The following is a 23,020-nucleotide window of genomic DNA, read 5'->3' on the forward strand; positions in this document are numbered from 1 at the left end:
TCCTGCCGCTGCCGATAGATAATTCGAGATAGTGTGGAGGACAAGCCGTTGAATGCTTGGGTGTTGGGGTTGATCAGCATATCAGTGAGTATGCAGTTGCAGGCGGGCGTGACCGAATTTGGCGCCGGTCTGGATCAATCCGTCTGGCGTCTGACCTCTGATACCCAGGTGGAGTGCAGGTTGGAGCATCCTATTCCCCGCTGGGGAACCGGGGCCTTTGTCAGCCGGGCCGGGCGCAAGATCAATCTGGATTTCGAGCTCAAGGGGCAGCGACCCCAGGCGCGTACCCAGACAGTGAGCCTCGGGATCATGCCCCCCAGCTGGCGTCCCGGGGTGGCCGGGCGACAGATCAGCCAGTTGCAGTTCTATCAGCAGTTTGACGGCCTGGTGGCGGGGCAGACCGCCTGGACCATGCTGGACGAGCTGGAAGGAGGGCGTATGCCGACTTTCCAGTATCGCGACTGGTATCGTCAGGACAGGCCGGTGCGGATATCGCTCTCGTCGGTCAATTTCAGGGTGAAGTACCAGGCGTTCATGGACTGCCTGAGTGGCTTGCTGCCCTACAGCTTCAACGACATCGCCTTCAGCGTACTCTCCTATGACAAGAACAGCGATCAGTTGTCACCGGCCTCCAAGCGACGGCTGGCGATGATCGGTGACTATGTGAAGGCAGACAAGAGCATCGATGTGGTGGTGATCGACGCCTACAGCGACAGCTATGGCGGCCGCTGGCCAAACCAGAAGCTCTCCGAGAAGCGGGCGGATGCCATCAAGCAGGTGTTTGTGGATCTCGGCATCGAGGAGGGCAAGATCTCGGTGGAAGGGCACGGTGAGAAACAGCACGTGGCCTCCAACGAAACGGAAGCTGGCCGAGCCAAGAACCGCCGGGTGGTGATCAACATGGGACGCAACGGCACTATCTGATCCCGTTGAGTCATCGAGAGGGGCGGCATTTTCGCTGTAGTCAGGAATAAAAAATGCCAGTCGGCGAACCGACTGGCATTTTTTTCGCGGGTATCCGGGATTACTTGGCCAGGGATTCCGGCAGGTTTTCGCGGATCTTGCCGAGCATCTCTTTCAGCACGCGGGGGTTGGCCACCACGATGTTGCCGGAGTTTTCGTAGTTGTGACCACCGACGAAGTCGGTGACGATGGCGCCGGCTTCTTTGGCCAGCAGCTCACCGGCGGCGGTGTCCCAGGGTTTCAGGCCGATTTCCCAGAAACCGTCGACGCGGCCAGCGGCCACATAGGCGAGATCCAGCGAGGCGGAGCCAGCACGACGGATATCGGCACACTCGATGAACATGCTCTGGAACATCTTCAGGTAGGGTTCGATGTGGTGCTTCTGCTTGAACGGGAACCCGGTGGCCAGGATGGTGCCGGAGAGCTCTTTGGCCTTGCCGACACGGATGCGGTAGCCGTTCAGCTGGGCGCCGCTGCCGCGGGTGGCAGTGAACAGCTCGTCACGGATGGGATCGTAGACAACGGCTTGTTCGGTCTTGCCCTTGACGCGCAGAGCGATGGAAACGGCAAAGTGCGGAATGCCCTTGACCAGATTGGTCGTGCCATCCAGTGGGTCGATGATCCATTGGTAGTCCGGATTGGTACCGGCAATCTCGCCAGACTCTTCAGCAACGATGCTGTGTTCCGGGTAAGATTTTTTGATGGTGTGAATGATGGCCGCTTCGGCGTCACGGTCAACGTTGGTCACGAAGTCATTGCTGCCTTTCTGGATAACCTCGATGTTCTCGGGTTGAGAAAAGGCTTTTACTACTACTTGACCGGCGTTGCGCGCAGCGCGCACGGCGATATTCAGCATCGGATGCATAGGTTCACCACTGGATGTTAAAGAACGGGGGATAAAAGGACGCGACATCTTACCAAGATATTCGGGAATAGCAACTGCTATGCCCTCATTCGGTCAGGGTGGTGACTGACAGATCTGACGGCTCCAATAAAGACCTGTAATCAACTAGTCTTATCGCGACAGCCGGATAACAGGCTGTGGTGAGCATAGGGATATGAGCCATGAATCTGTCATTAGTCAGTCAGAAACCGTCGTCGCCGACGACTCTGGGTGTGTTGGCCGCACTGCGTGCCGCCAGCGAAGAGAGCGATTATGTCACCGAGGTCCGGGTGGCGCAGCCCCAGCAGTGGCAACCGTCGAAGGACGAAGCGGCGATCCTGCTGCTGGAAGAAGAGGGGGCTGCCTGGCCTGTTCCGCTCTGGCCAGCAGGAGGCAGTGCACTGGGATTGCCGGTGCTTCCCCTGTTGGTGCATCGACAGTATGAACATACTCCACAGGGGCCGGATGTCCGGGATCCGCATTTTTATTTCGTTTCCAACGGTATTCTGCTGGATGAGGCCGAACTGGCGGATCCTGCCTGCAGCCTGGCGCTGCAAAGCAAGTTTGAATCCTATTTCCCGCTGCTTTCCCGTCTTATCTTGCTGCGCCAGCGCCAACCAGGGGTACTGAGCAGCTAATCATCTCCCCCTCGATGCGGGCTGTTCAAGCGGCACAATATTTGTCATAACTGACCGACATTGTGCCGCTTTGCTATGGCCTGTGCAGCGGCTCACCGTGTGTTCGTCGACGGAGGTGACATGAAGGTTTATGAGTTGAGACGAGCCCCCAATGCCCGTCGGGTCAGAATGTTTCTGGCGGAGAAGGGGATCGAGATGGAATATCAACAGGTCGATCTGGGGGCGGGGGAAAACCTGGCGCCCGCCTTTTTGACCAAGAACCCGGCCGGGCGCATTCCTGTGCTGGAACTCGATGACGGAACCTGTCTGAGTGAAACCCTGGCCATCTGCCGCTATTTTGAAGAGCTCCACCCCGAGCCGAACCTGTTTGGCAGCACCGCGCTGGAGCGCGCCACCATAGAGATGTGGAGTCGCTTCATCGAGTTCAACCTCTGGTTGCCGACCGGTATGGCGTTTCGTCATATCACCGGTTTTTACAAAGACCGGGAGAGGGTCTTCCCCGAATGGGGGGAGGAGTGCAAGCAACAGGCTCAGATCTGGTTTGACAAGCTCGATGCCCGTCTTGCCGAGGTGCCCTATATTGCGGGGGAACGCTTCACCATCGCCGACATTCTTGCCTTCTGTACCATTGATTTTGGCAAGGTGGTTGGCCTGCGTATCACCCCCGAACAGCCCCATTTGCAGGACTGGCATGACCGGGTAAGTGCCCGGTCCAGCGCCCAGGCCTGATCCTTTCCCCTGAACGTTCAAGGAGTCCAAGATGATAGAGTTGTACACTGCCGCCACGCCCAACGGGTTCAAGGTGTCGATCGCCCTCGAAGAGCTGGGGCTGCCCTACAAGGTCATTCCCCTTGATTTCGCGACCATGGAGCAGAAGAAGCCCGAGTTCCTGGCCATCAACCCCAATGGCCGCATCCCGGCCATCGTCGATCGGGACAATGGTGACTTCGCGGTGTTCGAGTCCGGCGCCATCCTTCTCTATCTGGCGGAAAAAACCGGCAAGTTGCTGCCGCAGGATCCCAAGCGTCGCTCCCAGGCCATCCAGTGGCTGATGTTCCAGATGGGGGGCGTCGGTCCCATGATGGGGCAGGCCAACGTCTTCTATCGCTATTTCCCCGAGAAGATCCCGGCCGCCATCGAGCGTTACCAGAAGGAGGGGCGACGCCTGTTCGAGGTGCTCGACGGTCATCTGGCACACCATGAGTATCTTGCGGACGAGTACAGCATCGCCGACATCGCTACCTGGCCCTGGGTGCGCATCCACGACTGGAGTGGTATCTCCATCGAGGGGTTGGTGCATTTGCAGGCATGGATGGCACGCATGGAAGCCAGGCCCGCCTGCCAGAAGGGCATCACCATTCCACCGCGCAATGAGAGCCCCGAGGATCAGGTCAAGCGGGCGCAGCAGATGGTGACTCGCTGACGCCATCATGATGGCCCTGACGGGCCATCTTTTTTATTCCCCTTTGACTCCCCGTTGTTTGACGATCTGCATCGCAGTCGCTTTTTGTCTTTCAAATAAGCCATTTATCAAAAATCAAAAGTCATTCTCCCTGATTGATTGTTATGTTATAACGCCACATCTTTGGTTGATGAACATGAAGCTTGGATGGAAAGGATGACAAAAAAATGCACCGCAGCCGGGTGGTTCGCCCTGGCTCTGATGGCAGGAACGACTGCAGCCGATGGCAAACCGCTTGCCATGGTGGGGCCTTGGGAGATCCACAGTGTCGACCCCGCCAGCAACGGGGTCTTCTTTACTCGCATGCAGGTGGCGGAGACCCTGGTGGATGTCGATGGGAAAGGCAATCTGCAACCCGGGCTTGCCAGTGAGTGGTCGCGTAGCGATGACGGTCTGCAGTGGCGATTCACGTTGCGCCCCGGGGCCCGTTTTCACGATGGCAGCGAGGTGAGCGCCGAGCAGGCCGCTTTTGCCCTGCAACAGGCCTGGCGCAAGCCCGGCGTGATGACCAGCACTCCCATTGCGTCCATCGGATCTGGAGATGGCGTCTTGAAGGTCACCCTGAGCGAACCCTTCGCCTCCCTGCCCGCCGTGCTGGCCCACCCCAGCACTCAGATCCTGGCGAAGGCCGCCTACGATGCCAAGGGGGAGGTAACCCAGGTGATAGGCTCTGGCCCCTACCGCATCACCCGCCTGCAACAACCCCAGCGGATAGAGACTGTGCGTTTCGACGGCTGGCAGGGGGCCAGGCCCGCAATCGAGGAGGTCAGCTACCTGACGGTGGGGCGTGCAGAGAGCCGCACCCTGATGGCCGAGAGCGGTCAGGCCGACATCGCCTGGGGGCTGGATCCGGTCAGCATCCGCCGCTTGCAGCAGGCGTCACGGGTCTCCATCGCCTCGGTCACCCTGCCACGGACCATCCAGCTCAAGCTCAATGGCGCCGATCCCCGTCTGAGCGATCCGGTGGTGCGCCGTGCCTTGAGTCTCGCCATCGATCGTCGTGGTATGGCAGCCGCCCTGCTGCGGGATCCGGAGATGGCGGCAACCCAGCTCTTTCCCCCCACTCTGGGGGAGTGGCACCAGCTCGGGTTGACGCCGCTTGCCTATGACGTCAAGGCGGCCCGGGCGGCCTTCGCGGCGGCAGGCTGGCAGCCGGGGGAGGACGGTGTGCTGCGCAAGGGGGAAGAGCGCTTCGCCCTGACCTTGCGTACCTTCCCTGACCGTCCGGAGCTGCCGCTCCTCGCCACGGCACTGCAGGCGCAGTGGAAGGCGGTGGGGGTGGATCTCAAGGTGGCGGTGGGCAACTCGAGCGAGATCCCGGCGGGCCATCAGGACGGCTCGCTCCAGCTTGGTCTCTACGCCCGCAATTATGCCCTGGTACCGGATCCCTTGGTCACTTTGCTGGGGGATTTGGCCCCTGCCGGTGCGGACTGGGGGGTGATGAACTGGCATTCCCCGGCCATGACGCAAACGCTGACCCGCCTTGCCACGCAAGCCTTGTCGCCCACAGACGCCGCTGCGGCTCGCCGGGAGATAGCCACGACACTGCAACAGGAGTTGCCGCTCCTGCCCATCGCCTGGTACCGCCAGAGCGCGGCGGTCAGTCGGGGGCTGGAGGGGTTTGAACTCGATCCCCAGGAGCGCAGCTATGGCCTGGACAGGTTGACATGGAGCGCACGATGACAGCGACACCCTTGTCTCGCGTCATGGGGATACTGGGTCAGCGTCTGGTGCAGGCGCTGGTGGTTGCCCTGCTGGTGGCCGGACTCTGTTTTCTGATGGTGCAGTCTCTGCCCGGAGACATCGCCTTTCGTATCGCGGCGGGTCGTTATGGCTATGACTATGTCATCGCCGAGACGGCCAACGCGGTGCGCAGCGAGCTGGGGCTGGCCGGCTCGGCCCTTGCCCGTTTTGGCGACTGGCTGTGGGCCTTGCTGCAAGGGGATCTCGGCAGCTCCCTGGTGACGGGCGCACCGGTCGCCACCGACGTGGGTCATCACCTGGGCGCCACCCTGACGCTCGCGAGCGCCTCCGTGGTGCTGGCGCTGGTGGTGGCGCTGCCGCTTGGCAGCCTGAGTGCGCTGCGTCCGGGGGGATGGTGTGATCGCCTGACCCTGGGCTGGAGCGTGCTGATGCGTGCGTTGCCCCCCTTCTTGCTCGGCCTGGTGCTCATGGTGATGCTCTCGGTGGAGCTGGGCTGGGTCAGTGCGGCAGGGCACGGGGAGGGGAGCAACCTGCTGCTGCCCGCCCTGACCCTGGGATTGGGGCTCTCCGGCGTGCTCTCCCGGGTGGTGCGTGAAAGCGTGCTCACCGTGGTGCAGTCCGGTTATTACCGATTTGCCCTCACCAAGGGGCTTTCGCCGGCCCGGGTTTTCTGGCGCCACGGTCTGCGCAACACCGGGGTCAGCATCATCGCCTACACCAGCGTGCAGCTGGTGCTGCTCATCGAGGGGGTCGTGGTGGTCGAGAGCCTGTTTGCCTGGCCCGGGATCGGCCATGCGCTGGTGCACGCCATCTTCTGGCGCGACATCCCCATGGTTCAGGGGACCGTGCTGGTGCTGGCGGTGCTCTTCGTGCTGCTCAATACCCTCACCGACCTGCTTTGTCTTGCCATTGACCCCCGTGGTCCCAAGGAGTCCTGATCATGTCGTTGTCTGTCAAAACGGGGCTGGGCCTGCTCCTGCTGGTGGTGCTGTTTGCCCTGCTGGGCCCCGTGCTCTGGCCCGATCCGGCGGCTCAGGATCTGGCACAGTTTCTGGCTGATCCCTCCTGGCAGGAGCCCCTCGGGCGGGATCAGATGGGGCGCAGCCTGATGGCGCGCCTCGCGGCGGCGACCCGGCTCTCCCTGCTGCTGGGACTGCTGTGCGTCATCACGGCGGCGCTGTTGGGGTCATTGCTGGGCTGGCTCTCGGCCTGGCGCGGCGGCTGGGTCGACGGTCTGCTGCGCAGCCTGGCCGACGGCGTGCTGGCCCTGCCAGGCCTGTTGCTGGTGCTGCTCTTCTCCGCCATGGCCCAGGGTGGCTTTGCCATCCTCTATCTCGGGTTGGCCATGGCCCAGTGGGTGGAGTATTACCGGGTGGTGCGTGCCCGCAGCCGGGGGCTGCTCGCCTCGCCCCAGGTGGAGGCGTCCCGTCTGCTGGGATTCGGCCATGCCCATGTGGTGCGGCGCCATCTCTGGCCCGAGCTCGCCCCCCAGTTGCTCACCATGATGGTCTTCGGCCTAGCGGGTGCCATTCTAACCCTCTCTACCCTGGGCTTTGTCGGAGTGGGCATTCAGCCGCCAACGCCCGAGCTGGGGCTGATGATGACGGAGGCGCTGCCCCACTATCAGGAGGCTCCCCGTCTGTTACTGGCCCCCATTCTTGTCATGGGGCTGATGTTGCTGGCCCTGGTGCTGCTTCATCAGACGCGCGGCCTTGACATGCCATCTTCACAAGGAGCCACCTCATGACGGCCATTCATATCAAGGGGTTGCAGGTCGATGATGGCCAGAAAACCCTGTTGCAGGCGCTGGATTTCACCATTCATCCCGGCACCGCCCTGACCCTGATCGGGGAGAGCGGTTCGGGCAAATCCCTGTTGGCTCATGCCCTGATGGGGACCTTGCCAGCCCCCCTGATAGGCCGGGGCGAGATGGTGTCGGGTGGCCGCCATCACAACCTGGCCGACACGCCTCGTCTGCGCACTCTCTGGGGGCGGGAGCTGGCGATGCTGCCCCAGGAGCCGGTGCTGGCGCTGGATCCCACCATGGGGTTGCTTGCCCAGGTGGAGGAGGGGTGGCTGCCAGGGGGCAAGGAGGCCCGATCGCGGGCCCGCGCCGCCCTCGAGCGGCTTGGACTGGCCGGGCGGGAGGGCGCCTTTGTACACCAGCTCTCGGGAGGCATGGCCCAGCGTGCGGCCTTTGCCGCCGCCACCCTGGGGGAGGCCCGTCTGCTGGTGGCCGACGAGCCCACCAAGGGGCTCGACAGCCGGGCCGCAGCCAGGCTGGGTGCCTTGTTGCTGGGCTACCTGGCCCGTGGACGCCATCTGCTGACCATCACCCATGATCTCTCCCTGGCTCGCGCATTGGGGGGCTGGGTGCTGGTGGTCAAGGGAGGAGAGATCGTGGAGCAGGGGCCCGCCGAGCGTGTGCTGCACACGCCATCCCATGCCTATACCCGGGCCCTGCTGGCGGCGGAGCCCTCCGCCTGGCCCGAGGCGGCTGTCCCTCCCACCGGTGACTGGCTCATCCGCGGGAAGGGGCTTGCCATGGGATATGGGGATCAACCCCTGTTCACGGGGCTCGACCTTGCCCTGGCGCAAGGGGAGCGAATGGCCATCATGGCGCCGAGCGGCGCGGGCAAGAGCACCCTCGGCAACGTGCTGCTGGGTCTGCAACGCCCCCTGCAAGGGGAGGTGCTGCGCCGGGAAGGGATAGCCCCCTGCCGCTGGCAGAAGCTCTATCAGGATCCGGTGCAGGCCTTTGCAAGCCGAGTGCGCCTCGCCACCCAGTTCGATGATGTGCTGCGTCTGCACAGGCTGCCTCGCCATCGGCTTGTCGACTATCTGGCCCGGTTGGGGCTGGATGAACGGCTGCTGACACGCCTGCCAAACCAGGTCTCGGGAGGGGAGCTGCAGCGGCTGTCGCTTATCCGGGCCCTGTTGCTGCGCCCCGTGCTGCTGTTCGCCGATGAGCCCACGTCCCGGCTCGATCCCCTGAGCCAGCAACAGACCATCGCCTGTCTGCTGGAGGAACTGGGAGAGATAGGCTGCGCCCTGCTGCTGGTGACCCATGACGAGGGGCTGGCCGACAAGGTTGCTCCTCGTTGTCTGAGACTGGGGGAGGCGGGTACCCCCATGTTCGAAGGCGCGTCGGCCGAGGTGAGAAGAGTGGGGTAAAGAGGGGACAGGATGAATCCTTCCCCCATGATGAGATGACAGTGACGGGGCCTTGGGCCCCGTCGCATTAGAAAAACTTGGGAAAGCAGATTATAAAGTTTCGTTCGTTTTTTGTGATATGAATCACTAAGATTATCCCAAGCCAGAGAGCGTCCTGCTGCTGGCGGGTGCGGGTCCTCCGCCTTGTTCCTCTTCAACGACCTTTGTCAGACACCTCCTGCAGATCCCTGCCCGGAGGGTGGCGGCTTTTTGATCTTTTTCGGACGACAGTATGTATCGGCACAGCTTCTATCCCCTGTTTTTCCTGACCATTCTGATGGTCGCCGTGGGTCAGATGACCCAGACCCTCTATGTGCCCTCCATTCCCATGATGGCGGGGGACTTCCATGTGGCCTCCGGCCAGCTGCAGGCGGTGATGGCCTGCTACCTCATTCCCTACGGCCTCTCCCAGTTCGTTTATGGCCCCTTGTCGGATCGCATCGGTCGTCGCCCTGTGCTCATCATCGGCATGATGATCTTCCTGGTCGGCACCCTCACCATCCAGCTGATCCCGAGCTTCACCGCCTTGCTGGCGGGCAGCCTGATCCAGGGGCTGGGCACCGGGGCAGGGGGCGCCATGAGCCGGACCGTGATGCGCGACCGTTACAGTGGTGCCGAGCTCAACCGTGCCAACAGCCTGGTAAGCATGGGGGTCATCTTCTCCCCTCTGCTGGCACCTGTGCTGGGCGGCTGGCTCACCGAGCTGTTCAACTGGCGTGCCGGCTACTGGTTCCTGTTCGGTTTTGGTGCCCTGACCACCCTTGCGCTGCTGGCCTGGTTTGGCGAGACGCTGCCAGCATCCGCCCGCCAGCATTCGCTGCGGGTGGGCGCCGCCTATCGTCATGTGCTCGGCAACCCGCGCTTTCAGGGCAACCTGCTCTGTCTGATGGCCACCTTTGCCGGCCTCGCGGTGTTCGAGGCGGCGGCAGGGGTGTTGCTGGGGGACGTGCTCAAGCTGAGTGCCCGCACCGTCAGCGTGCTGTTCGTGCTGCCGCTGCCCGGTTATCTGTTCGGCGCCTGGCTCTCCGCCAGACTGAGTTTTCGCCTGAGCCAGGGCAAGCTGATGCGCCTTGGCATCGCCTTCCTGGCCCTGGGGTCGCTCATCATCCTGGTACCCGGGCTGCTCGGCATGGTGAGCGCTGCCTCCCTGGTGGGCGGGGCTGCGGTCTACTTCATTGGCAGCGGCATTCTCTATCCGACCGCCACCTCCTGTGCCATCGAGCCCTTCCCGGGCCAGGCCGGCACTGCGGGAGCCGTGCTCGGGGGCATGCAGAATCTGGGGGCTGGCGTGGTAACCCTGCTGGCCGCCAGCTTCCCGATGACGGGGCAGGTGACCCTGGGGGCCATCATGACGGTGATGGTGCTGATCGTGGCCTTGAGCTTTGTGTGGCTGCGCCACCACGGCGCGCCCCACGAGCAGATGGCCGTCTGACACGGCCAAGAGCCCGCCCCGTTGGCGGGCTTTTTACTGCCTCCTGCCGGGTGGCGAGACGCCGCAGGGGAGTGGAAGGGGGTTGCCGCGCAGGCAAAGAAAAAGCCCGTCGTGATGACGGGCTTTTTTGGATAGGTACCCCGGAGATGCCGTTGCCGGTTTGGGCCCTTGAACCGTCGGTTCAAGGCGGAGATCTAATCTGGCCGCAGGCTTCTCGGTCGGGCCGAGCATGCTCAATAGCCAGAAGGCAGACCCCCTGTTTGGTATGAATATCGGCTCGGGGACTTGAACCGGCTGACAAACACTCCAGGGAATTTCAAAACTCGGTGCGATTAGGGCTGTTGCGCCTCTTCGCTGGATTCACCGTATTGTCCGTGCTCGATCAAGGCGGCTTCGATGGTGCGTTGCAGCATCTTGATCCGCTTGTCCATGGTCTCAGAGTATTGGTGGTTTTTCTCTTTTTCAAGGCAGAGCTCATGACAGAAATTGAGCGCTGCCATGACGGCCAGCTGTTCGTTGCTGGAGACCTTGGAACGTTGACGAAGCTCGATGAGCTTGTCGGTCAGCTGGTCGGCGGCCTGGCGCAGGGCATCTTGTTGTCCCAGGGGACAGGACACCTTGTAGGGACGTCCCAGAATGACGATTTCTACGGCCTCTATGCTCATGCCTTCCTCAATACGGCGGGGCTGATTTCCGCCTATATCCACGTGGACAACTGGGCGGGACTATATAGCGCAGATGCAGAAGTTTCAAGGCCTTGCTGGCTCTGGCAGGGGGAGAATGCTAGGATCTCGGCCATAAATTCTGCATATTTGCCTGAACTTTGAGCGGATCCTAGATGAGCAAAACAAACCCCCTGAAATACGCCGCCGTGGCGGACCTGATGGCACAGCACGACCTCATGGCGACGGCCGTCGAGGCCCATGGCGTGATCTGCGGCCTGGTGTGCGGTGGCGTGGCCCTGGACGACAAAAGCTGGCAGCCCCATTTCAATGATCTGATCAACGACGGTTTCGGTCTGCCGGCACCGGTGCGCCAGGTGATGACCGACCTCTATCACGAGGTGATCGAGAGCCTGATGGCACAAAAGGGCGTCGAGCTGCTGCTGCCAAGCGACGAGGCGCCGCTCGATGAGCGCATCGACTCGCTGGTGGACTGGTCCCAGGCCTTCCTGGCCGGCTTTGGCGTGGTCCAACAGGAGCTCTCCAAGGCATCCGAAGAGCTGCAGGAGATGATTCAGGACATCGCCAGCATCACCCAGGTCTCTGCCGAGTTCGATCAGGAAGATGAAGAGAACGAAGCCTCCTTCCTGGTGCTCTACGAACACGTGCGCCTCGGGGTCATGATGGCGTTCGAGGAGTTTGGCAAGCGCCCGGCCGCGCCGAGTACGCCGCCGACCCTGCACTGATCTGCCCGCCCAGCGGGTCAATGAAAGAGCGCATCACGGCGCTCTTTCTGTTTTACAAGGGGTGAGAGCAGGGGAGGCACTCTGCTAACCCATGGTGCCAAAGCGGTTTTTTGCCCGTGGCTTCGCATCCCGTCCGCCACCTTTGTGGTAGGATTGGCCCACGTTTTTTCGCCTATGCCCTCTTCTCATGTCTCAATCTGATCTGGTTCACGTCGACGTGGCTATCGTCGGCGGTGGTATGAGCGGTGCCGTGCTGGCCCTCTCCCTTGCCGCCCTGAAAGGACAGGATGGCGCCCCCCTGCAGATCCTGCTGCTGGAGGCGAGTGCGCCCGAGCTCAATGCTCATCCCGGTTTCGATGCCCGTGCCATCGCGCTTTCCGCCGGTACCTGCGAGGCGCTGGCCCGTCACGGCCTCTGGCCGCACCTGGTACCCCACTGCTCCCCCATCAACCATATCCATGTGTCGGATCGGGGCCACTGTGGCCAGACCCGGCTGTCGGCGGCGGAGTATGGCTTGCCCGCCCTCGGTCAGGTGATCGAGCTGTCGGCGGCGGGCATCGTGCTGCAAGAGGCGATCGCCGCCTGCCCGCAGATCCGTATGTTGTGCCCGGCCAGGCTTGAGGCCATCGACCCCGACGAGGGGGGAGTGACGCTCGCCCTGGAGGGGGGCGCGCGCTACCGCACCCGGCTGCTGGTGGCGGCCGACGGGGGCCACTCCTTCGTGCGCCAGCATTTCAAGATGCCGGTCAGTCGCCACGATTATGGCCAGAGCGCCATCATCGCCACCGTCAAGACCGCCGAGGATCCCGCCGGGCGGGCCTTCGAGCGCTTCACCGACGGAGGGCCGTTGGCCCTGCTGCCCATGCAGGACGGCCTCTCCTCTCTGGTGTGGAGCGTCCCGCGGGACGAGGCACAGGCCCTGATGGCGCTGGATGATGCCGCCTTTCTCGCCCGTCTGCAGCAGGCCTTTGGCTGGCGACTCGGGCGCTTCGTGCGCACAGGGGCGCGCAACCTCTACCCCCTGGTGCTGACGGTGGCCGACTATCCCCTGGCCCAGCGTACCGTGCTGGTGGGCAACGCCGCTCACCTGCTGCATCCCATCGCCGGTCAGGGGTTCAACCTCGGCATGCGGGATCTGGACGTGCTGACCCGGACCCTGGCCCGTGCGCTCGCGGCGGGGGAAGACATCGGCGGCTTTGAGGTGCTAAGCGGCTACTGGCAGCAGCGGCGTGACGATCAGGCCCAGACCGTCTGGCTCACGTCCTCCCTGGCCCAGCTCTTCTCAAACCATCACGCTCCCCTGGTGGTGGGCCGCAATCTGGCGCTCTCCCTGATGGGCAGAGTGCCCTGGATCAAGGCACCGCTCGCCTCCCGCACCCTGGGATTCGTGGGCGAGGTGTGCGGCCAATAAGCGCTGTCGCACCGGCGGCAAAGACGATTTCGAGCAAGAGGCACGCCTGTGGGCGTCGCCTCGCAGATCCTGGCGACTCGCCCGGAAAGGACACAAGAGAATGCAGATGCAAGATGTGGATGTGGTGATCGTGGGGGGGGGCATGGTGGGCCTGGGGCTCGCTGCCGCCCTCAAGAACCGGGCGATCAAGGTGGCCATCGTGGAAGGCCGGCTGCCCGATGCAACGCTCGGTGAGACGCCGGACAACAGGGTCAGTGCCCTGAGCCTCGCGAGTCAGCACATCCTGCAAGGGGTCGGCGCCTGGGACGGCATAGTGGCGCGCCGCCTGCAGCCCTACGAGAAGATGCAGGTGTGGGAGCAGGACAGTTTCGGCCACATCGATTTCGATGCCGCCAGCCTGCGTCAGGGGGCCCTTGGCCACATCGTCGAGAACCGGGTGATCCAGCTTGCGCTGCTGGACGCCATCGCGGGGGCCAGCAATATCCAGATGCTGACCCCGGCCCGGGCCACCAGCCTGCAGTGCGGGCCAGCGGGCGCCCTGCTGCTGCTGGAAGATGGCCGGGCCCTCTCGGCCAAGCTGCTGGTGGCCGCCGACGGCGCCCACTCCTGGGTGCGCCGTCAGGCAGACATTCCCCTCACCAGCTGGGATTACGGTCATCACGCCCTGGTGGCGACGGTGCGTTGTGCCGAGCCCCATGAGGCGGTGGCGCGCCAGATCTTCACCCCCCAGGGGCCGCTCGCCTTCCTGCCCCTGTGGCAGCCCGACCTCTGCTCCATCGTGTGGTCTGTGCCCGCGGCCCGCGCCGAGGCGCTCTGCGCCCTGGATGACGACGGCTTCAACCGCCAGCTCACCGCCGCCTTTGATGGGCGCCTCGGGCTGTGCAAGGTGGAGGGGGCTCGCAGCGCCATTCCGCTCACCGCCCGCTACGCCCGCGACTTTGCCCGCGAGCGCCTGGTGCTGGTGGGGGATGCGGCCCACACCATCCACCCGCTGGCGGGGCAGGGCGTGAATCTGGGCTTGCTGGATGCCGCCGCCCTGGCGGAGCAGATCCTCATTCATCACGGCAAGGGCGCGGACATCGGCCTGCTCGCCAACCTGCGGGGCTACGAGCGCTGGCGCAAGAGCGAGGCGGCGCGCATGCTGGCGGCCATGGAGGGGCTCAAGCGACTGTTTGCGGGCAGCAACCCCCTCAAGAAGCTGGTGCGCGGGGTGGGGCTTCGCGCCGTCGACGGTCTTGGTCCCCTCAAGCAGGGCATGATCCGGGCCGCCATGGGGCTGGATGGGGAGCTGCCCACCCTGGCCAAAGGTGAAAAAATCTAATATTACCCCGGGGTTTTAACAAAAAAACTAATCTGACAGGGCGAGATGCCCCTTCGGGGTGTCAGCCTTTAATGTTGGCGAGAAGCGAAACGTTTTTCTGTAAATTGTGACGGGACGGTAAAAATCAACATTAAATCCCGTAATGGCGCGGTTTTGGCTGTTTTTATCACTGTTTTTGCCTTAGTGTCTGGTGTCAGTGAGTTGGGTGAGGATTAGTTTTTTTTGAGCGGTGCCCTGGCACGCTTGTCATATAATCCGCTCCGTTCAAGGAATCACTCCTGCCCGCCCGGGCGGGAACGAGCACAGAGCTTGTGGTCCGTAGTTCCCGACGAGCCGGGGCGGATTGCGAGTGTTGTCGCGAACGCTTAAGGAAACACAGCGATGATCCAGACTACTGTATTGCATCCGAAACACCTGGAAGCGGGTGCCAAGATGGTGGACTTCCACGGTTGGGAGATGCCCATCAACTACGGTTCCCAGTTGGAAGAGCACCATGTGGTGCGCACCGATGCAGGCATGTTCGATGTCTCCCACATGACCATCGTCGATTTGACCGGCGAGCGGGTCAAAGCCTTCCTGCAACACCTGCTGGCCAACGACGTGGCCAAACTCACCGTCCCCGGCAAGGCCCTCTACAGTGGCATGCTCAATCCGGAAGGCGGCGTCATCGATGACCTCATCACCTATTTCCTGACCGATACCTTCTACCGCCTGGTGGTGAACTCCGCCACCCGCGAGAAGGATCTGGCCTGGATCCGCCATCACGCCATCGACTTTGCCGTGAGCGTGACCGAGCGCCCCGAGCTTGCCATGATCGCGGTGCAGGGCCCCCACGCCAAGGCCAAGGCGGCCAAGGTGTTCACCCCCGAGCAGAATGCGGCGGTCGAAGGGATGAAGCCCTTCTTCGGTGTGCAGGCCGGGGATCTCTTCATCGCCACCACCGGCTACACCGGCGAAGATGGCTACGAGATCGTGGTCCCCCAAGAGAAGGCGTGCGATCTGTGGCAGGCCCTGCTGGACAACGGCGTGGCCCCTTGTGGCCTGGGTGCCCGTGATACCCTGCGCCTGGAAGCGGGCATGAACCTCTACGGTCAGGACATGGACGAGTCAATCTCTCCGCTCGCCGCCAACATGGCCTGGACCCTGGCCTGGGAGCCTGCCTCCCGCCAATTCATCGGCCGCGCCGCCCTGGAAGCCCAGAAGGCCGCCGGCAACCAGCCCAAGCTGGTGGGTCTGGTGATGGAAGAAAAGGGCGTGCTGCGTGCCGGCATGCCGGTCACCTTCACCAGCGAGAGCGGCGAGACACGGGAAGGGGTGATCACCTCCGGCTCCTTCTCGCCCACCCTGGGTTACAGCATTGCCCTGGCGCGGGTGCCCCGTGATATCGGTGAACAGGCCCAGGTGGAGATCCGCAAGAAGCAGGTCACCGTGAAAGTCACCAAGCCGGCCTTCGTGCGCAACGGCCAGCCGCTGGTGTAATCATTGATTGCGGCGAGGGTTGACCTTCGCCGCCCCATTTTTGTTGAAGCGATCCAAGAGCATAAAGGAAGCACAAATGAGCCATATCCCGAGCGAACTGAAATATGCCACCTCCCACGAGTGGGTCCGTGTTGAAGCCAACGGCGAAGCCGTGGTCGGCATCACCGAGCACGCCCAGGATCTGCTGGGGGACATGGTGTTCGTCGATCTGCCGGAAGTGGGCAAGCAGGTGAGCGCCGGTGAAGATTGCGCCGTGGCGGAGTCCGTCAAGGCCGCCTCCGACATCTACAGCCCGGTGAGCGGCGAGATCCTGGCCGTCAACGAGGAGCTGGAAGGCAGCCCCGAGCTGGTCAACTCCGACCCCTACGGCGCCGGCTGGCTGTTCCGCATCAAGCTGGACGACGCGGGCGAGCTCGCCAACCTGCTGGATGCCGAAGGCTACCAGAACGTGGTGGACGAAGAGTAATGCCCCCGGGCCCTGCCAACACAGCAGGGCCCTCTTGTATGACTGCCATCCTGCGGCCATGGCGGTTGCAGAATGGGCGCAGCCTTTGCGCCTTCGGGATGCCCTTGCCGCATTCCCCGTCTGCCCGCGGCGGACACAGAACATGAGTGGAGCCGGTTTCGACCGGCTACAGGAACATCAGGTCTTGGTTGTCAGGATGTCATGCCAGGACCTATTACCAGGAAATAGGGAAATGACCCAGTCACTGTTTGAACTCGAGCAAAAAACCGATTTCATCCGCCGTCATATCGGCCCGGGTGAGGAAGAACTGCGGGCCCTGCTCGCCACCGTGGGGGCCGAGAGCCTGGACGATCTGATTGAGCAGACGGTCCCCGCCGCCATCCGTCGTCCGGGGCCGCTTGGTATCGGCGCCCCCATGACCGAAGTGGAGGCCCTGGCCAAGCTCAAGGGCTATGCGGCCAAGAACCAGATCGCCAAGAGCTACATCGGCATGGGCTACCACGACACCCACGTGCCCCACGTCATCCTGCGCAACGTGCTGGAAAACCCGGGCTGGTACACCGCCTACACCCCCTATCAGCCCGAGCTGGCCCAGGGCCGTCTCGAAGCCCTGCTCAACTTCCAGCAGCTGACCCTGGACTTGACCGGCATGGATCTGGCGAGCGCCTCCCTGCTCGATGAAGCCACCGCCGCCGCTGAAGCCATGGCGCTGGCCAAGCGCATGGCCAAATCCAAATCCAACCTCTTCTTCGTGGCCGACGACGTTCACCCCCAGGTGATCGACGTGGTCAAGGAGCGCGCGGTCCACTTCGGTTTCGATGTGGTGGTCGGCCCTGCGGGCGAGGCCGTGAGCGAAGAGGTATTCGGTGCCATGTTCCAGTACCCGGGCACCACCGGCAATGTGGCCGATCTGCGTTCCCTCATTGCCGCCGTCCAGGCCCAGAAGGGGCTGGCCTGCGTCGGGACCGACATGCTCTCCCTGCTGCTGCTCAAATCCCCAGGTGAACTGGGTGCCGACGTGGTGTTCGGCAGTGCCCAGCGCTTCGGTGTGCCCATGGGTTACGGTGGCCCCCACGCCGCCTTCTTCGCCACCCGCGACGCCTACAAGCGCTCCATGCCGGGCCGGATCATCGGCGTCTCCAAGGATGCCCGTGGCAAGAGCGCCCTGCGCATGGCCATGCAGACCCGCGAGCAGCACATCCGCCGCGAGAAGGCCAACTCCAACATCTGTACCGCCCAGGTGCTGCTGGCCAACATGGCGAGCTTCTACGCCGTCTACCACGGCCCGGTGGGGCTCAAGACCATCGCCTCCCGCGTGCACCGTCTGACCACCATCCTGGCGCTCGGCCTCACCGCCAAGGGCGTGGCCCTCAAGCACGGAAGCTGGTTCGATACCCTCACAGTCCTGACGTCGGACAAGGCTGCACTCATTGCCAAGGCCGAAGGGCTCGGTATCAACCTGCGTGCGGATCTGGACGGTGCGCTCGGTGTGTCCCTCTCTGAAACCACCACCCGAGGCGATGTGGCCGAGCTGTTCGACCTGTTCCTTGGGGCGGGTCACGGCCTCGATGTGGAGGCCCTCGACCAGGCCGCCCAGACTCATCACGCCATTCCGCAAGACCTGCTGCGCACCGACGCCGTGCTGACCCACGAGGTATTCAACAAGTACCACTCCGAGACCGAGATGCTGCGCTACATCCACCGTCTCGAAGCGAAAGATCTGGCCCTGAACTACGCCATGATCTCCTTGGGCTCCTGCACCATGAAGCTCAACGCCACCGCCGAGATGATCCCGGTGACCTGGCCCGAATTCGGCAAGCTGCACCCCTTCGCGCCGCTCAAGCAGACCCAGGGCTACCAGCTGCTGCTGGCAGATCTGGAAGACTGGCTGGTGAAGGTGACCGGCTACGATGCGGTCTGCATGCAGCCCAACTCCGGCGCTCAGGGCGAATACGCGGGCCTGCTCGCCATCAAGAAGTACCACGAGTCCCGCGGCGAGGGGCATCGCGATGTGTGCCTCATCCCGGCCTCTGCCCACGGCACCAACCCGGCCTCCGCCCAGATGGCGGGCCTCAAGGTCATCGTCACCGCCTGTGACAAGGCAGGCAACGTGGATCTGGACGACCTGCGCGCCAAGGCCGCCGAGGTCGGAGACCAGCTCTCCTGCCTGATGGTGACCTACCCCTCCACCCACGGGGTGTACGAGGAGACCATCAAGGAGGTGTGCGACATCGTTCACCAGTATGGTGGTCAGGTGTACCTCGACGGCGCCAACATGAACGCGCAGGTCGGGCTGACGGCACCAGGCTTTATCGGCGCGGACGTCTCTCACCTCAACCTGCACAAGACCTTCGCCATTCCTCATGGCGGTGGCGGTCCGGGCATGGGCCCCATCGGTGTGAAGAAACACCTGGCACCGTTTGTAGCCGGTCACGCCGTGGTCAAGACCGACAAGGAGAGCCGTGACAACGGCGCCGTGTCTGCCGCTCCGTTCGGTTCGGCCAGCATTTTGCCCATCAGCTGGATGTACATCGCCATGCTGGGGGACGAGGGGCTCAAGAAATCCACCCAGGTCGCCATCCTCAACGCCAACTACCTGGCCAAGAAGCTCGGCGAGTCCTTCCCCGTGCTCTATACAGGTCGCAACGGCCGGGTGGCCCACGAGTGCATCCTGGACATCCGCCCGCTCAAAGAAGCCAGTGGCATCAGCGAGATGGACGTGGCCAAGCGCCTGATGGACTACGGCTTCCACGCGCCGACCATGAGCTTCCCGGTAGCGGGCACCCTGATGGTCGAGCCGACCGAATCCGAATCCAAGCGCGAGCTGGATCGCTTCGTGGAAGCCATGACCGCCATCCGCGCCGAGATCGCCCGGGTGCAGGACGGTCACTGGAGCCTCGCCGACAACCCCCTGGTCCATGCGCCGCACACCCAGGACGACGTGATGGATGCAGAGTGGAACCGTGGCTACAGCCGCGCCGAGGCGGTCTTCCCATCCGACGCGGTGCGCGCCAGCAAGCTGTGGCCGTCGGTCAACCGTATCGACGACGTCTATGGCGATCGCAATCTGTTCTGCTCCTGCGTACCCACCGAGGATTACGCCAAGTAATCGCGGCGCCGTGAAGAGCTGACAGCCAATATGCACAAGGCCACCCCCAGGGGTGGCCTTGTTGTGTGCGGCGCCCGTGCGAACGGGCTACTCGCCCCGGCGCGCCGCCTCGATGGTGGCAATGTCAATCTTGTCCATCTGCATCATGGCCTCGAAGGCGCGTCTCGCTGCCTCGGGGTCGGGATCGCTTATCGCCTCGATGAGGACCTGAGGAGTGATCTGCCAGGAGATGCCCCACTTGTCCTGACACCAGCCGCACTCGCTCGCCTGACCGCCGCTGTCGATGATGGTGTGCCAGTAACGATCCGTCTCGGCTTGGTCCTGGGTGGCCACCTGAAATGAGAACGCCCAGTTGTGGCGGACCCCGGGCCCGCCGTTGAGGCCGAGGCAGGGGATCCCCATCACCCTGAACTCGACCGTCAGCACATCCCCTTCCTTGCCGGCGGGATAGTCGGCCGGGGCCCGGTGTACGGCACCGACGGCGGAGTCGGGGAAGAGGCTGGCGTAAAACCGTGCCGCCTCCTCGGCATCCCCGTCATACCAGAGGCAAATCCTGTTCTTGACTGGTCTCATTGTGTCGCAGCTCCATCCTGGTGTTTGTCCTTCGACGCCCGTGAGCGGGCGCCCCGATGGGTATCCTGCCGCCCGCAGCGCCTGCTGCTTCGCTGGGTGGCAAGCCAGCCTGTACGCCGTTTGCCACCCGCTTGGGGCTTGCATGATGGGGTCAAGTGTAGTGGCATGGGGATCCTGGTCACCAGGCCGGGAGCTGGCATGAAGGCCGCATCAAGAGAGGAGTCTGCCATGGACAGTACCCAGCGATTCTCGACCCGGGTCGAAGCCTATGTGAAATATCGACCCGGTTATCCCGCCGCCATGCTGGATTTTCTGGCAAGGGAGCTGGCCATGGGGCCCGAGGCCCAGGTGGCGGACATCGGTGCGGGCACCGGCATCCTGACCGCCCTGCTGGCCCCCCGGGTCGCGCGGGTCTGGGCGGTGGAGCCCAACGACGATATGCGGGCAGCCGCCAAACGGCTGCTCGCCCAGGTGGGGAACATCGGCTGGCTGCACGGCAGTGCGGAAGCCACGGGCCTGCCCACGGGGGCGATGGATCTGGTGACGGTCGCCCAGGCGTTTCACTGGTTCGATCGCGCGGCTTTTCGGCAGGAGTGCCAGCGGCTGCTCAAGCCCGGTGGCCAGGTCGCCCTCATCTGGAATGACAGGCTGACGAATACCCCGTTTCTCAAGGCCTATGAAGAGGGGCTGCACGCCTACTCGGGGGATTACGAGGAGGTCAATCATCGCAACCTCGGCGAGGCGGATTTTCGCGCCTTCTTCACCGGGGAGTACCGGCTCGATCGCTTCGAGAACAGCCAGCTGTTCGATCTTGACGGGGTGCTTGGACGGCTCAACTCCTCCTCCTATGCGCCTGTGGCGGGCACGCCGGCCCACGATCAGATGACGGCGCTCGTTCGCCGCGAGTTTGCTCGCCATGCCGTTGACGGCAAGATAGCCTTCAACTATTGCACCCTGGTCTACAGTGGCCGGGTGTAGCACCGTTCAGCGCTGACATCCGCAGTGAAAAGGCCCCCGCCAGTGATGGCGAGGGCCTTGTTTCATTTTGGCGGTCTGTATCCGGGTGATGCGAAAGAGACCGTCGCGCGGCGAAGGGGCGGTATCAGCCCTGATCGATGCCGAGAATGGCCATGGCCTTGGCCAGGGTATCGACCGATTCCTGATGCTTGCCCGCGTTGTGCAGGGTCTCTCCGTCCGCTCTCAACTGTTTTACCTCGGCCAGTTGCTCGGCACTGAGGGCGGGGCCTGTGGCCAGGGCGTCGTCTATCTTCTTCATGTCCATGGGGCAGTGGAAGGCGAGGGCACTGCCGCCAAAGAGCAGGGCTGCCAACAACAGCATGAGTCTCATCTTTCGGATCTCCATGTGGGGTTCCCGTCAAGCATAGCCCCGCAGGGGGAGGGCATTCGGGTTGAAGGGGGCGGGAGGCAGGGGCTACCATGACCCTTTTGTTGCGAGGAGGCTCCATGGCACTGACAAGGTTGCTGTCCCCCCTGACCAGTCTGGTGATCTTCATTCTGGGTCACGGTCTGTTCAATACCCTGTTGACGGTGCGTCTCTCCGCCGAGCAGGTGTCCGCCCAGGCCATCGGTCTGGTGTCGGCTGCCTATTTCGGCGGCCTGGTGCTGGGGACCTTCATCAATGCCCGCCTCATCATCCGGGTGGGTCATATCCGGGCCTATGCGGCTTACGCCTCCCTGCTCTGTTTTCTGTTTCTGCTGCACGGCATGGTGGTGGAGCCTGTCACCTGGGCGGCGCTGCGGCTGATCGGGGGGTTTGCCACCGGCGGCCTGTTCGTGGTGCTGGAGTCCTGGATGCTGGTCTCAAGCACCCCGGCGAACCGGGGGCGGTTGATGTCCCTCTACATGATCCTGCTGTACGGCTCACTCGCCCTGGGCCAGCTGCTGCTCAAGCAGGTGGACCCCATGGTGTTGACGCCGTTCGCCCTGTGCGCCATGGCGGCGACCCTCTCCGTGGTGCCTTTGGCTCTCTCCCGGGTGGCGACGCCGGCCATGGTGGCTCCCCAGCCGGTGGGAGTACTGGAGCTGGTGCGCCTCACTCCGGCGGGAATGGGCAGCAGCTTTACCTCGGGCCTCATCCTCGGGGCCATCTATGGGCTGTTGCCGCTCTATTTCACCGACAGCGGCGCCTCCCTCTCCCAGGTGGCGGACATGATGGCGCTGGTGATCCTGGGGGGGATGTGTCTGCAATATCCTATCGGACGTGCATCTGATCGTTACGACAGACGGTTGGTGATCCTGCTGCTCTGCGCCCTGCTGACCCTGATCGCGTTGTTGATGGTGCTGCTGCCGGAGCCCTGGCGTGAGCCAGTCGAGGGGACTCTTGTCTTCCTGCTGGGGGGCATGGCGTTCTCCATCTATCCCTTGAGCCTCAGCCATGCCTGCGATGAACTGCGCCCGGATCAGGTGCTGGGGGCAAACCAGGGGTTGCTGCTTGCCTACAGCCTGGGGGCCATGACGGGTCCGCTGCTGGCCCCCTTTACCATGGCAACGTTCGGACCACAGGGGCTGTTCGTCTACTTTGCCCTGTGCGGTCTGCTGCTGTCGGCCTATCTCGGCTGGCGCAGGCGTAAGCGAGCCCCCATTCCGCTGACGGAGCATCAGGTTTTCATACCTGTGCCCCCCAACACCCCCATGACGGCGGAGCTGGAGCCAAGAACGGATCTGGAAGGGGAGGCAGTGCCGGCGAGCTATGCTGCGCCTGATGCAGAAGAGAGAGCGGTGAGTGAAGAGGGGCAGGAGAGGGACGCGCCGCAGGGGCGCTGAAGGCTGGCGACCCAACGACAGGGATAAAAAAACCGACTCCAGGGAGTTAATGCCAGTCAGTTAAGCCTGACTGGCATTGTTTTTACTAGGTTTTCTCGTCGCATACTTCTGTGGTTTGGCTTTGATGCACCTTGGGTAACTTCGTTCTCGGCGGGCGGGTAACTTGAACTGCTC

21 protein-coding genes and 1 other RNA gene are annotated in these 23,020 nt (G+C 63.2%); 17 read left to right on the forward strand and 5 right to left on the reverse strand.

The annotated features are described in order from the left end of the window. The first annotated feature begins 48 nt into the window (after nucleotides 1-48). Entirely contained in the window at nucleotides 49-924 is an 876-nt protein-coding gene (locus HKD46_RS08305; protein ID WP_171865230.1) for an OmpA family protein, read from the forward strand. Nucleotides 925-1,024: 100 nt separating this feature from the next. Here the strand turns inward: HKD46_RS08305 and suhB are convergent, their stop codons facing one another. After that, complete coding sequence (gene suhB / locus HKD46_RS08310; protein ID WP_010675095.1) at nucleotides 1,025-1,828, reverse strand: inositol-1-monophosphatase; 804 nt, start codon at nucleotides 1,826-1,828, stop codon at nucleotides 1,025-1,027. A 200-nt stretch (nucleotides 1,829-2,028) separates the two neighbouring features. On the opposite strand from suhB, the gene HKD46_RS08315 reads away from it, so the two are divergent. The 8 genes from HKD46_RS08315 to emrD all read left to right on the forward strand — a co-directional run bounded on the left by HKD46_RS08315 (nucleotide 2,029) and on the right by emrD (nucleotide 10,295). Further along, entirely contained in the window at nucleotides 2,029-2,484 is a 456-nt protein-coding gene (locus HKD46_RS08315) for a hypothetical protein (RefSeq protein ID WP_171865232.1), read from the forward strand. Between the two features lie 120 nt (nucleotides 2,485-2,604). Continuing rightward, nucleotides 2,605-3,213, forward strand: coding sequence for a glutathione S-transferase family protein (locus HKD46_RS08320; protein ID WP_113977566.1), 609 nt, complete (start codon nucleotides 2,605-2,607; stop codon nucleotides 3,211-3,213). Nucleotides 3,214-3,244: 31 nt separating this feature from the next. Beyond that, nucleotides 3,245-3,907 carry a glutathione S-transferase family protein gene (locus HKD46_RS08325; protein WP_041215003.1) on the forward strand — a complete coding sequence of 221 codons (663 nt, stop codon included), beginning with the start codon at nucleotides 3,245-3,247 and terminating at the stop codon, nucleotides 3,905-3,907. A gap of 195 nt (nucleotides 3,908-4,102) precedes the next feature. Further along, nucleotides 4,103-5,629, forward strand: a complete 1,527-nt coding sequence (locus HKD46_RS08330; protein WP_171865234.1) for an ABC transporter substrate-binding protein — start codon at nucleotides 4,103-4,105, stop codon at nucleotides 5,627-5,629. Then, nucleotides 5,626-6,588, forward strand: coding sequence for an ABC transporter permease (locus tag HKD46_RS08335; RefSeq protein ID WP_171865236.1), 963 nt, complete (start codon nucleotides 5,626-5,628; stop codon nucleotides 6,586-6,588). The genes HKD46_RS08330 and HKD46_RS08335 overlap by 4 nt, the downstream gene beginning before the upstream one ends. Nucleotides 6,589-6,590: 2 nt before the next feature. After that, nucleotides 6,591-7,397 carry an ABC transporter permease gene (locus HKD46_RS08340; protein WP_171865238.1) on the forward strand — a complete coding sequence of 269 codons (807 nt, stop codon included), beginning with the start codon at nucleotides 6,591-6,593 and terminating at the stop codon, nucleotides 7,395-7,397. Then, nucleotides 7,394-8,824, forward strand: coding sequence for an ABC transporter ATP-binding protein (locus tag HKD46_RS08345; protein ID WP_041213033.1), 1,431 nt, complete (start codon nucleotides 7,394-7,396; stop codon nucleotides 8,822-8,824). The genes HKD46_RS08340 and HKD46_RS08345 overlap by 4 nt, the downstream gene beginning before the upstream one ends. Nucleotides 8,825-9,095: 271 nt before the next feature. After that, nucleotides 9,096-10,295 carry a multidrug efflux MFS transporter EmrD gene (emrD, locus tag HKD46_RS08350; RefSeq protein ID WP_039038746.1) on the forward strand — a complete coding sequence of 400 codons (1,200 nt, stop codon included), beginning with the start codon at nucleotides 9,096-9,098 and terminating at the stop codon, nucleotides 10,293-10,295. 133 nt (nucleotides 10,296-10,428) lie between these two features. On the opposite strand, the gene ssrS is transcribed toward emrD, so the two are convergent. Next, nucleotides 10,429-10,611, reverse strand: a non-coding RNA gene (ssrS, locus tag HKD46_RS08355) — 6S RNA. A 16-nt stretch (nucleotides 10,612-10,627) separates the two neighbouring features. After that, complete coding sequence (zapA, locus tag HKD46_RS08360; protein ID WP_010675086.1) at nucleotides 10,628-10,960, reverse strand: cell division protein ZapA; 333 nt, start codon at nucleotides 10,958-10,960, stop codon at nucleotides 10,628-10,630. Nucleotides 10,961-11,133: 173 nt separating this feature from the next. On the opposite strand from zapA, the gene HKD46_RS08365 reads away from it, so the two are divergent. The 6 genes from HKD46_RS08365 (at nucleotide 11,134) to gcvP (ending at nucleotide 19,489) form a co-directional block, all read left to right on the forward strand. Then, complete coding sequence (locus HKD46_RS08365; protein ID WP_042864005.1) at nucleotides 11,134-11,703, forward strand: UPF0149 family protein; 570 nt, start codon at nucleotides 11,134-11,136, stop codon at nucleotides 11,701-11,703. A gap of 187 nt (nucleotides 11,704-11,890) precedes the next feature. Further along, nucleotides 11,891-13,114 carry a 2-octaprenyl-6-methoxyphenyl hydroxylase gene (gene ubiH / locus HKD46_RS08370; RefSeq protein WP_171865240.1) on the forward strand — a complete coding sequence of 408 codons (1,224 nt, stop codon included), beginning with the start codon at nucleotides 11,891-11,893 and terminating at the stop codon, nucleotides 13,112-13,114. A gap of 100 nt (nucleotides 13,115-13,214) precedes the next feature. Beyond that, the gene (locus HKD46_RS08375) at nucleotides 13,215-14,435 is read left to right on the forward strand and encodes an FAD-dependent 2-octaprenylphenol hydroxylase (RefSeq protein ID WP_171865242.1); all 1,221 of its coding nucleotides are present in this window, start codon (nucleotides 13,215-13,217) and stop codon (nucleotides 14,433-14,435) included. A gap of 381 nt (nucleotides 14,436-14,816) precedes the next feature. Then, nucleotides 14,817-15,914: a glycine cleavage system aminomethyltransferase GcvT gene (gcvT, locus tag HKD46_RS08380; RefSeq protein WP_010675082.1), complete on the forward strand. Its 1,098-nt coding sequence runs from the start codon at nucleotides 14,817-14,819 to the stop codon at nucleotides 15,912-15,914. Nucleotides 15,915-15,990: 76 nt separating this feature from the next. Further along, nucleotides 15,991-16,380 carry a glycine cleavage system protein GcvH gene (gcvH, locus tag HKD46_RS08385; RefSeq protein ID WP_010675081.1) on the forward strand — a complete coding sequence of 130 codons (390 nt, stop codon included), beginning with the start codon at nucleotides 15,991-15,993 and terminating at the stop codon, nucleotides 16,378-16,380. A 232-nt stretch (nucleotides 16,381-16,612) separates the two neighbouring features. Then, a complete protein-coding gene (gene gcvP, locus HKD46_RS08390; RefSeq protein WP_171865244.1) occupies nucleotides 16,613-19,489 on the forward strand; it encodes an aminomethyl-transferring glycine dehydrogenase in 2,877 nt (958 codons plus the stop codon). Between the two features lie 87 nt (nucleotides 19,490-19,576). Here the strand turns inward: gcvP and HKD46_RS08395 are convergent, their stop codons facing one another. Then, complete coding sequence (locus tag HKD46_RS08395; protein WP_171865246.1) at nucleotides 19,577-20,062, reverse strand: VOC family protein; 486 nt, start codon at nucleotides 20,060-20,062, stop codon at nucleotides 19,577-19,579. A 228-nt stretch (nucleotides 20,063-20,290) separates the two neighbouring features. Here HKD46_RS08395 and HKD46_RS08400 point away from each other — a divergent pair, with 228 nt between their 5' ends. Further along, complete coding sequence (locus tag HKD46_RS08400; protein ID WP_010675078.1) at nucleotides 20,291-21,040, forward strand: class I SAM-dependent methyltransferase; 750 nt, start codon at nucleotides 20,291-20,293, stop codon at nucleotides 21,038-21,040. Nucleotides 21,041-21,164: 124 nt separating this feature from the next. Here the strand turns inward: HKD46_RS08400 and HKD46_RS08405 are convergent, their stop codons facing one another. Then, the gene (locus HKD46_RS08405; RefSeq protein WP_171865248.1) at nucleotides 21,165-21,410 is read right to left on the reverse strand and encodes a hypothetical protein; all 246 of its coding nucleotides are present in this window, start codon (nucleotides 21,408-21,410) and stop codon (nucleotides 21,165-21,167) included. A 116-nt stretch (nucleotides 21,411-21,526) separates the two neighbouring features. Between HKD46_RS08405 and HKD46_RS08410 the strand changes: the two genes are divergently transcribed. Further along, a complete protein-coding gene (locus HKD46_RS08410; protein WP_171865250.1) occupies nucleotides 21,527-22,846 on the forward strand; it encodes an MFS transporter in 1,320 nt (439 codons plus the stop codon). Nucleotides 22,847-23,020: the final 174 nt, after the last annotated feature.

Origin of the sequence: Aeromonas sp. TW 6, from assembly GCF_013168745.1 — a bacterium.
In the GTDB taxonomy this organism is placed as follows: Bacteria; Pseudomonadota; Gammaproteobacteria; order Enterobacterales; family Aeromonadaceae; genus Aeromonas; species Aeromonas caviae.

Coding starts and splice junctions, on each gene's coding strand:
- suhB (WP_010675095.1), bottom strand. CDS start 1,828: ATGCATCCGATGCTGAATATCGCCGTGCGCGCTGCGCGCAACGCCGGT.
- HKD46_RS08315 (WP_171865232.1), top strand. CDS start 2,029: ATGAATCTGTCATTAGTCAGTCAGAAACCGTCGTCGCCGACGACTCTG.
- HKD46_RS08320 (WP_113977566.1), top strand. CDS start 2,605: ATGAAGGTTTATGAGTTGAGACGAGCCCCCAATGCCCGTCGGGTCAGA.
- HKD46_RS08325 (WP_041215003.1), top strand. CDS start 3,245: ATGATAGAGTTGTACACTGCCGCCACGCCCAACGGGTTCAAGGTGTCG.
- HKD46_RS08330 (WP_171865234.1), top strand. CDS start 4,103: ATGACAAAAAAATGCACCGCAGCCGGGTGGTTCGCCCTGGCTCTGATG.
- HKD46_RS08335 (WP_171865236.1), top strand. CDS start 5,626: ATGACAGCGACACCCTTGTCTCGCGTCATGGGGATACTGGGTCAGCGT.
- HKD46_RS08340 (WP_171865238.1), top strand. CDS start 6,591: ATGTCGTTGTCTGTCAAAACGGGGCTGGGCCTGCTCCTGCTGGTGGTG.
- HKD46_RS08345 (WP_041213033.1), top strand. CDS start 7,394: ATGACGGCCATTCATATCAAGGGGTTGCAGGTCGATGATGGCCAGAAA.
- emrD (WP_039038746.1), top strand. CDS start 9,096: ATGTATCGGCACAGCTTCTATCCCCTGTTTTTCCTGACCATTCTGATG.
- zapA (WP_010675086.1), bottom strand. CDS start 10,960: ATGAGCATAGAGGCCGTAGAAATCGTCATTCTGGGACGTCCCTACAAG.
- HKD46_RS08365 (WP_042864005.1), top strand. CDS start 11,134: ATGAGCAAAACAAACCCCCTGAAATACGCCGCCGTGGCGGACCTGATG.
- ubiH (WP_171865240.1), top strand. CDS start 11,891: ATGTCTCAATCTGATCTGGTTCACGTCGACGTGGCTATCGTCGGCGGT.
- HKD46_RS08375 (WP_171865242.1), top strand. CDS start 13,215: ATGCAGATGCAAGATGTGGATGTGGTGATCGTGGGGGGGGGCATGGTG.
- gcvT (WP_010675082.1), top strand. CDS start 14,817: ATGATCCAGACTACTGTATTGCATCCGAAACACCTGGAAGCGGGTGCC.
- gcvH (WP_010675081.1), top strand. CDS start 15,991: ATGAGCCATATCCCGAGCGAACTGAAATATGCCACCTCCCACGAGTGG.
- gcvP (WP_171865244.1), top strand. CDS start 16,613: ATGACCCAGTCACTGTTTGAACTCGAGCAAAAAACCGATTTCATCCGC.
- HKD46_RS08395 (WP_171865246.1), bottom strand. CDS start 20,062: ATGAGACCAGTCAAGAACAGGATTTGCCTCTGGTATGACGGGGATGCC.
- HKD46_RS08400 (WP_010675078.1), top strand. CDS start 20,291: ATGGACAGTACCCAGCGATTCTCGACCCGGGTCGAAGCCTATGTGAAA.
- HKD46_RS08405 (WP_171865248.1), bottom strand. CDS start 21,410: ATGAGACTCATGCTGTTGTTGGCAGCCCTGCTCTTTGGCGGCAGTGCC.
- HKD46_RS08410 (WP_171865250.1), top strand. CDS start 21,527: ATGGCACTGACAAGGTTGCTGTCCCCCCTGACCAGTCTGGTGATCTTC.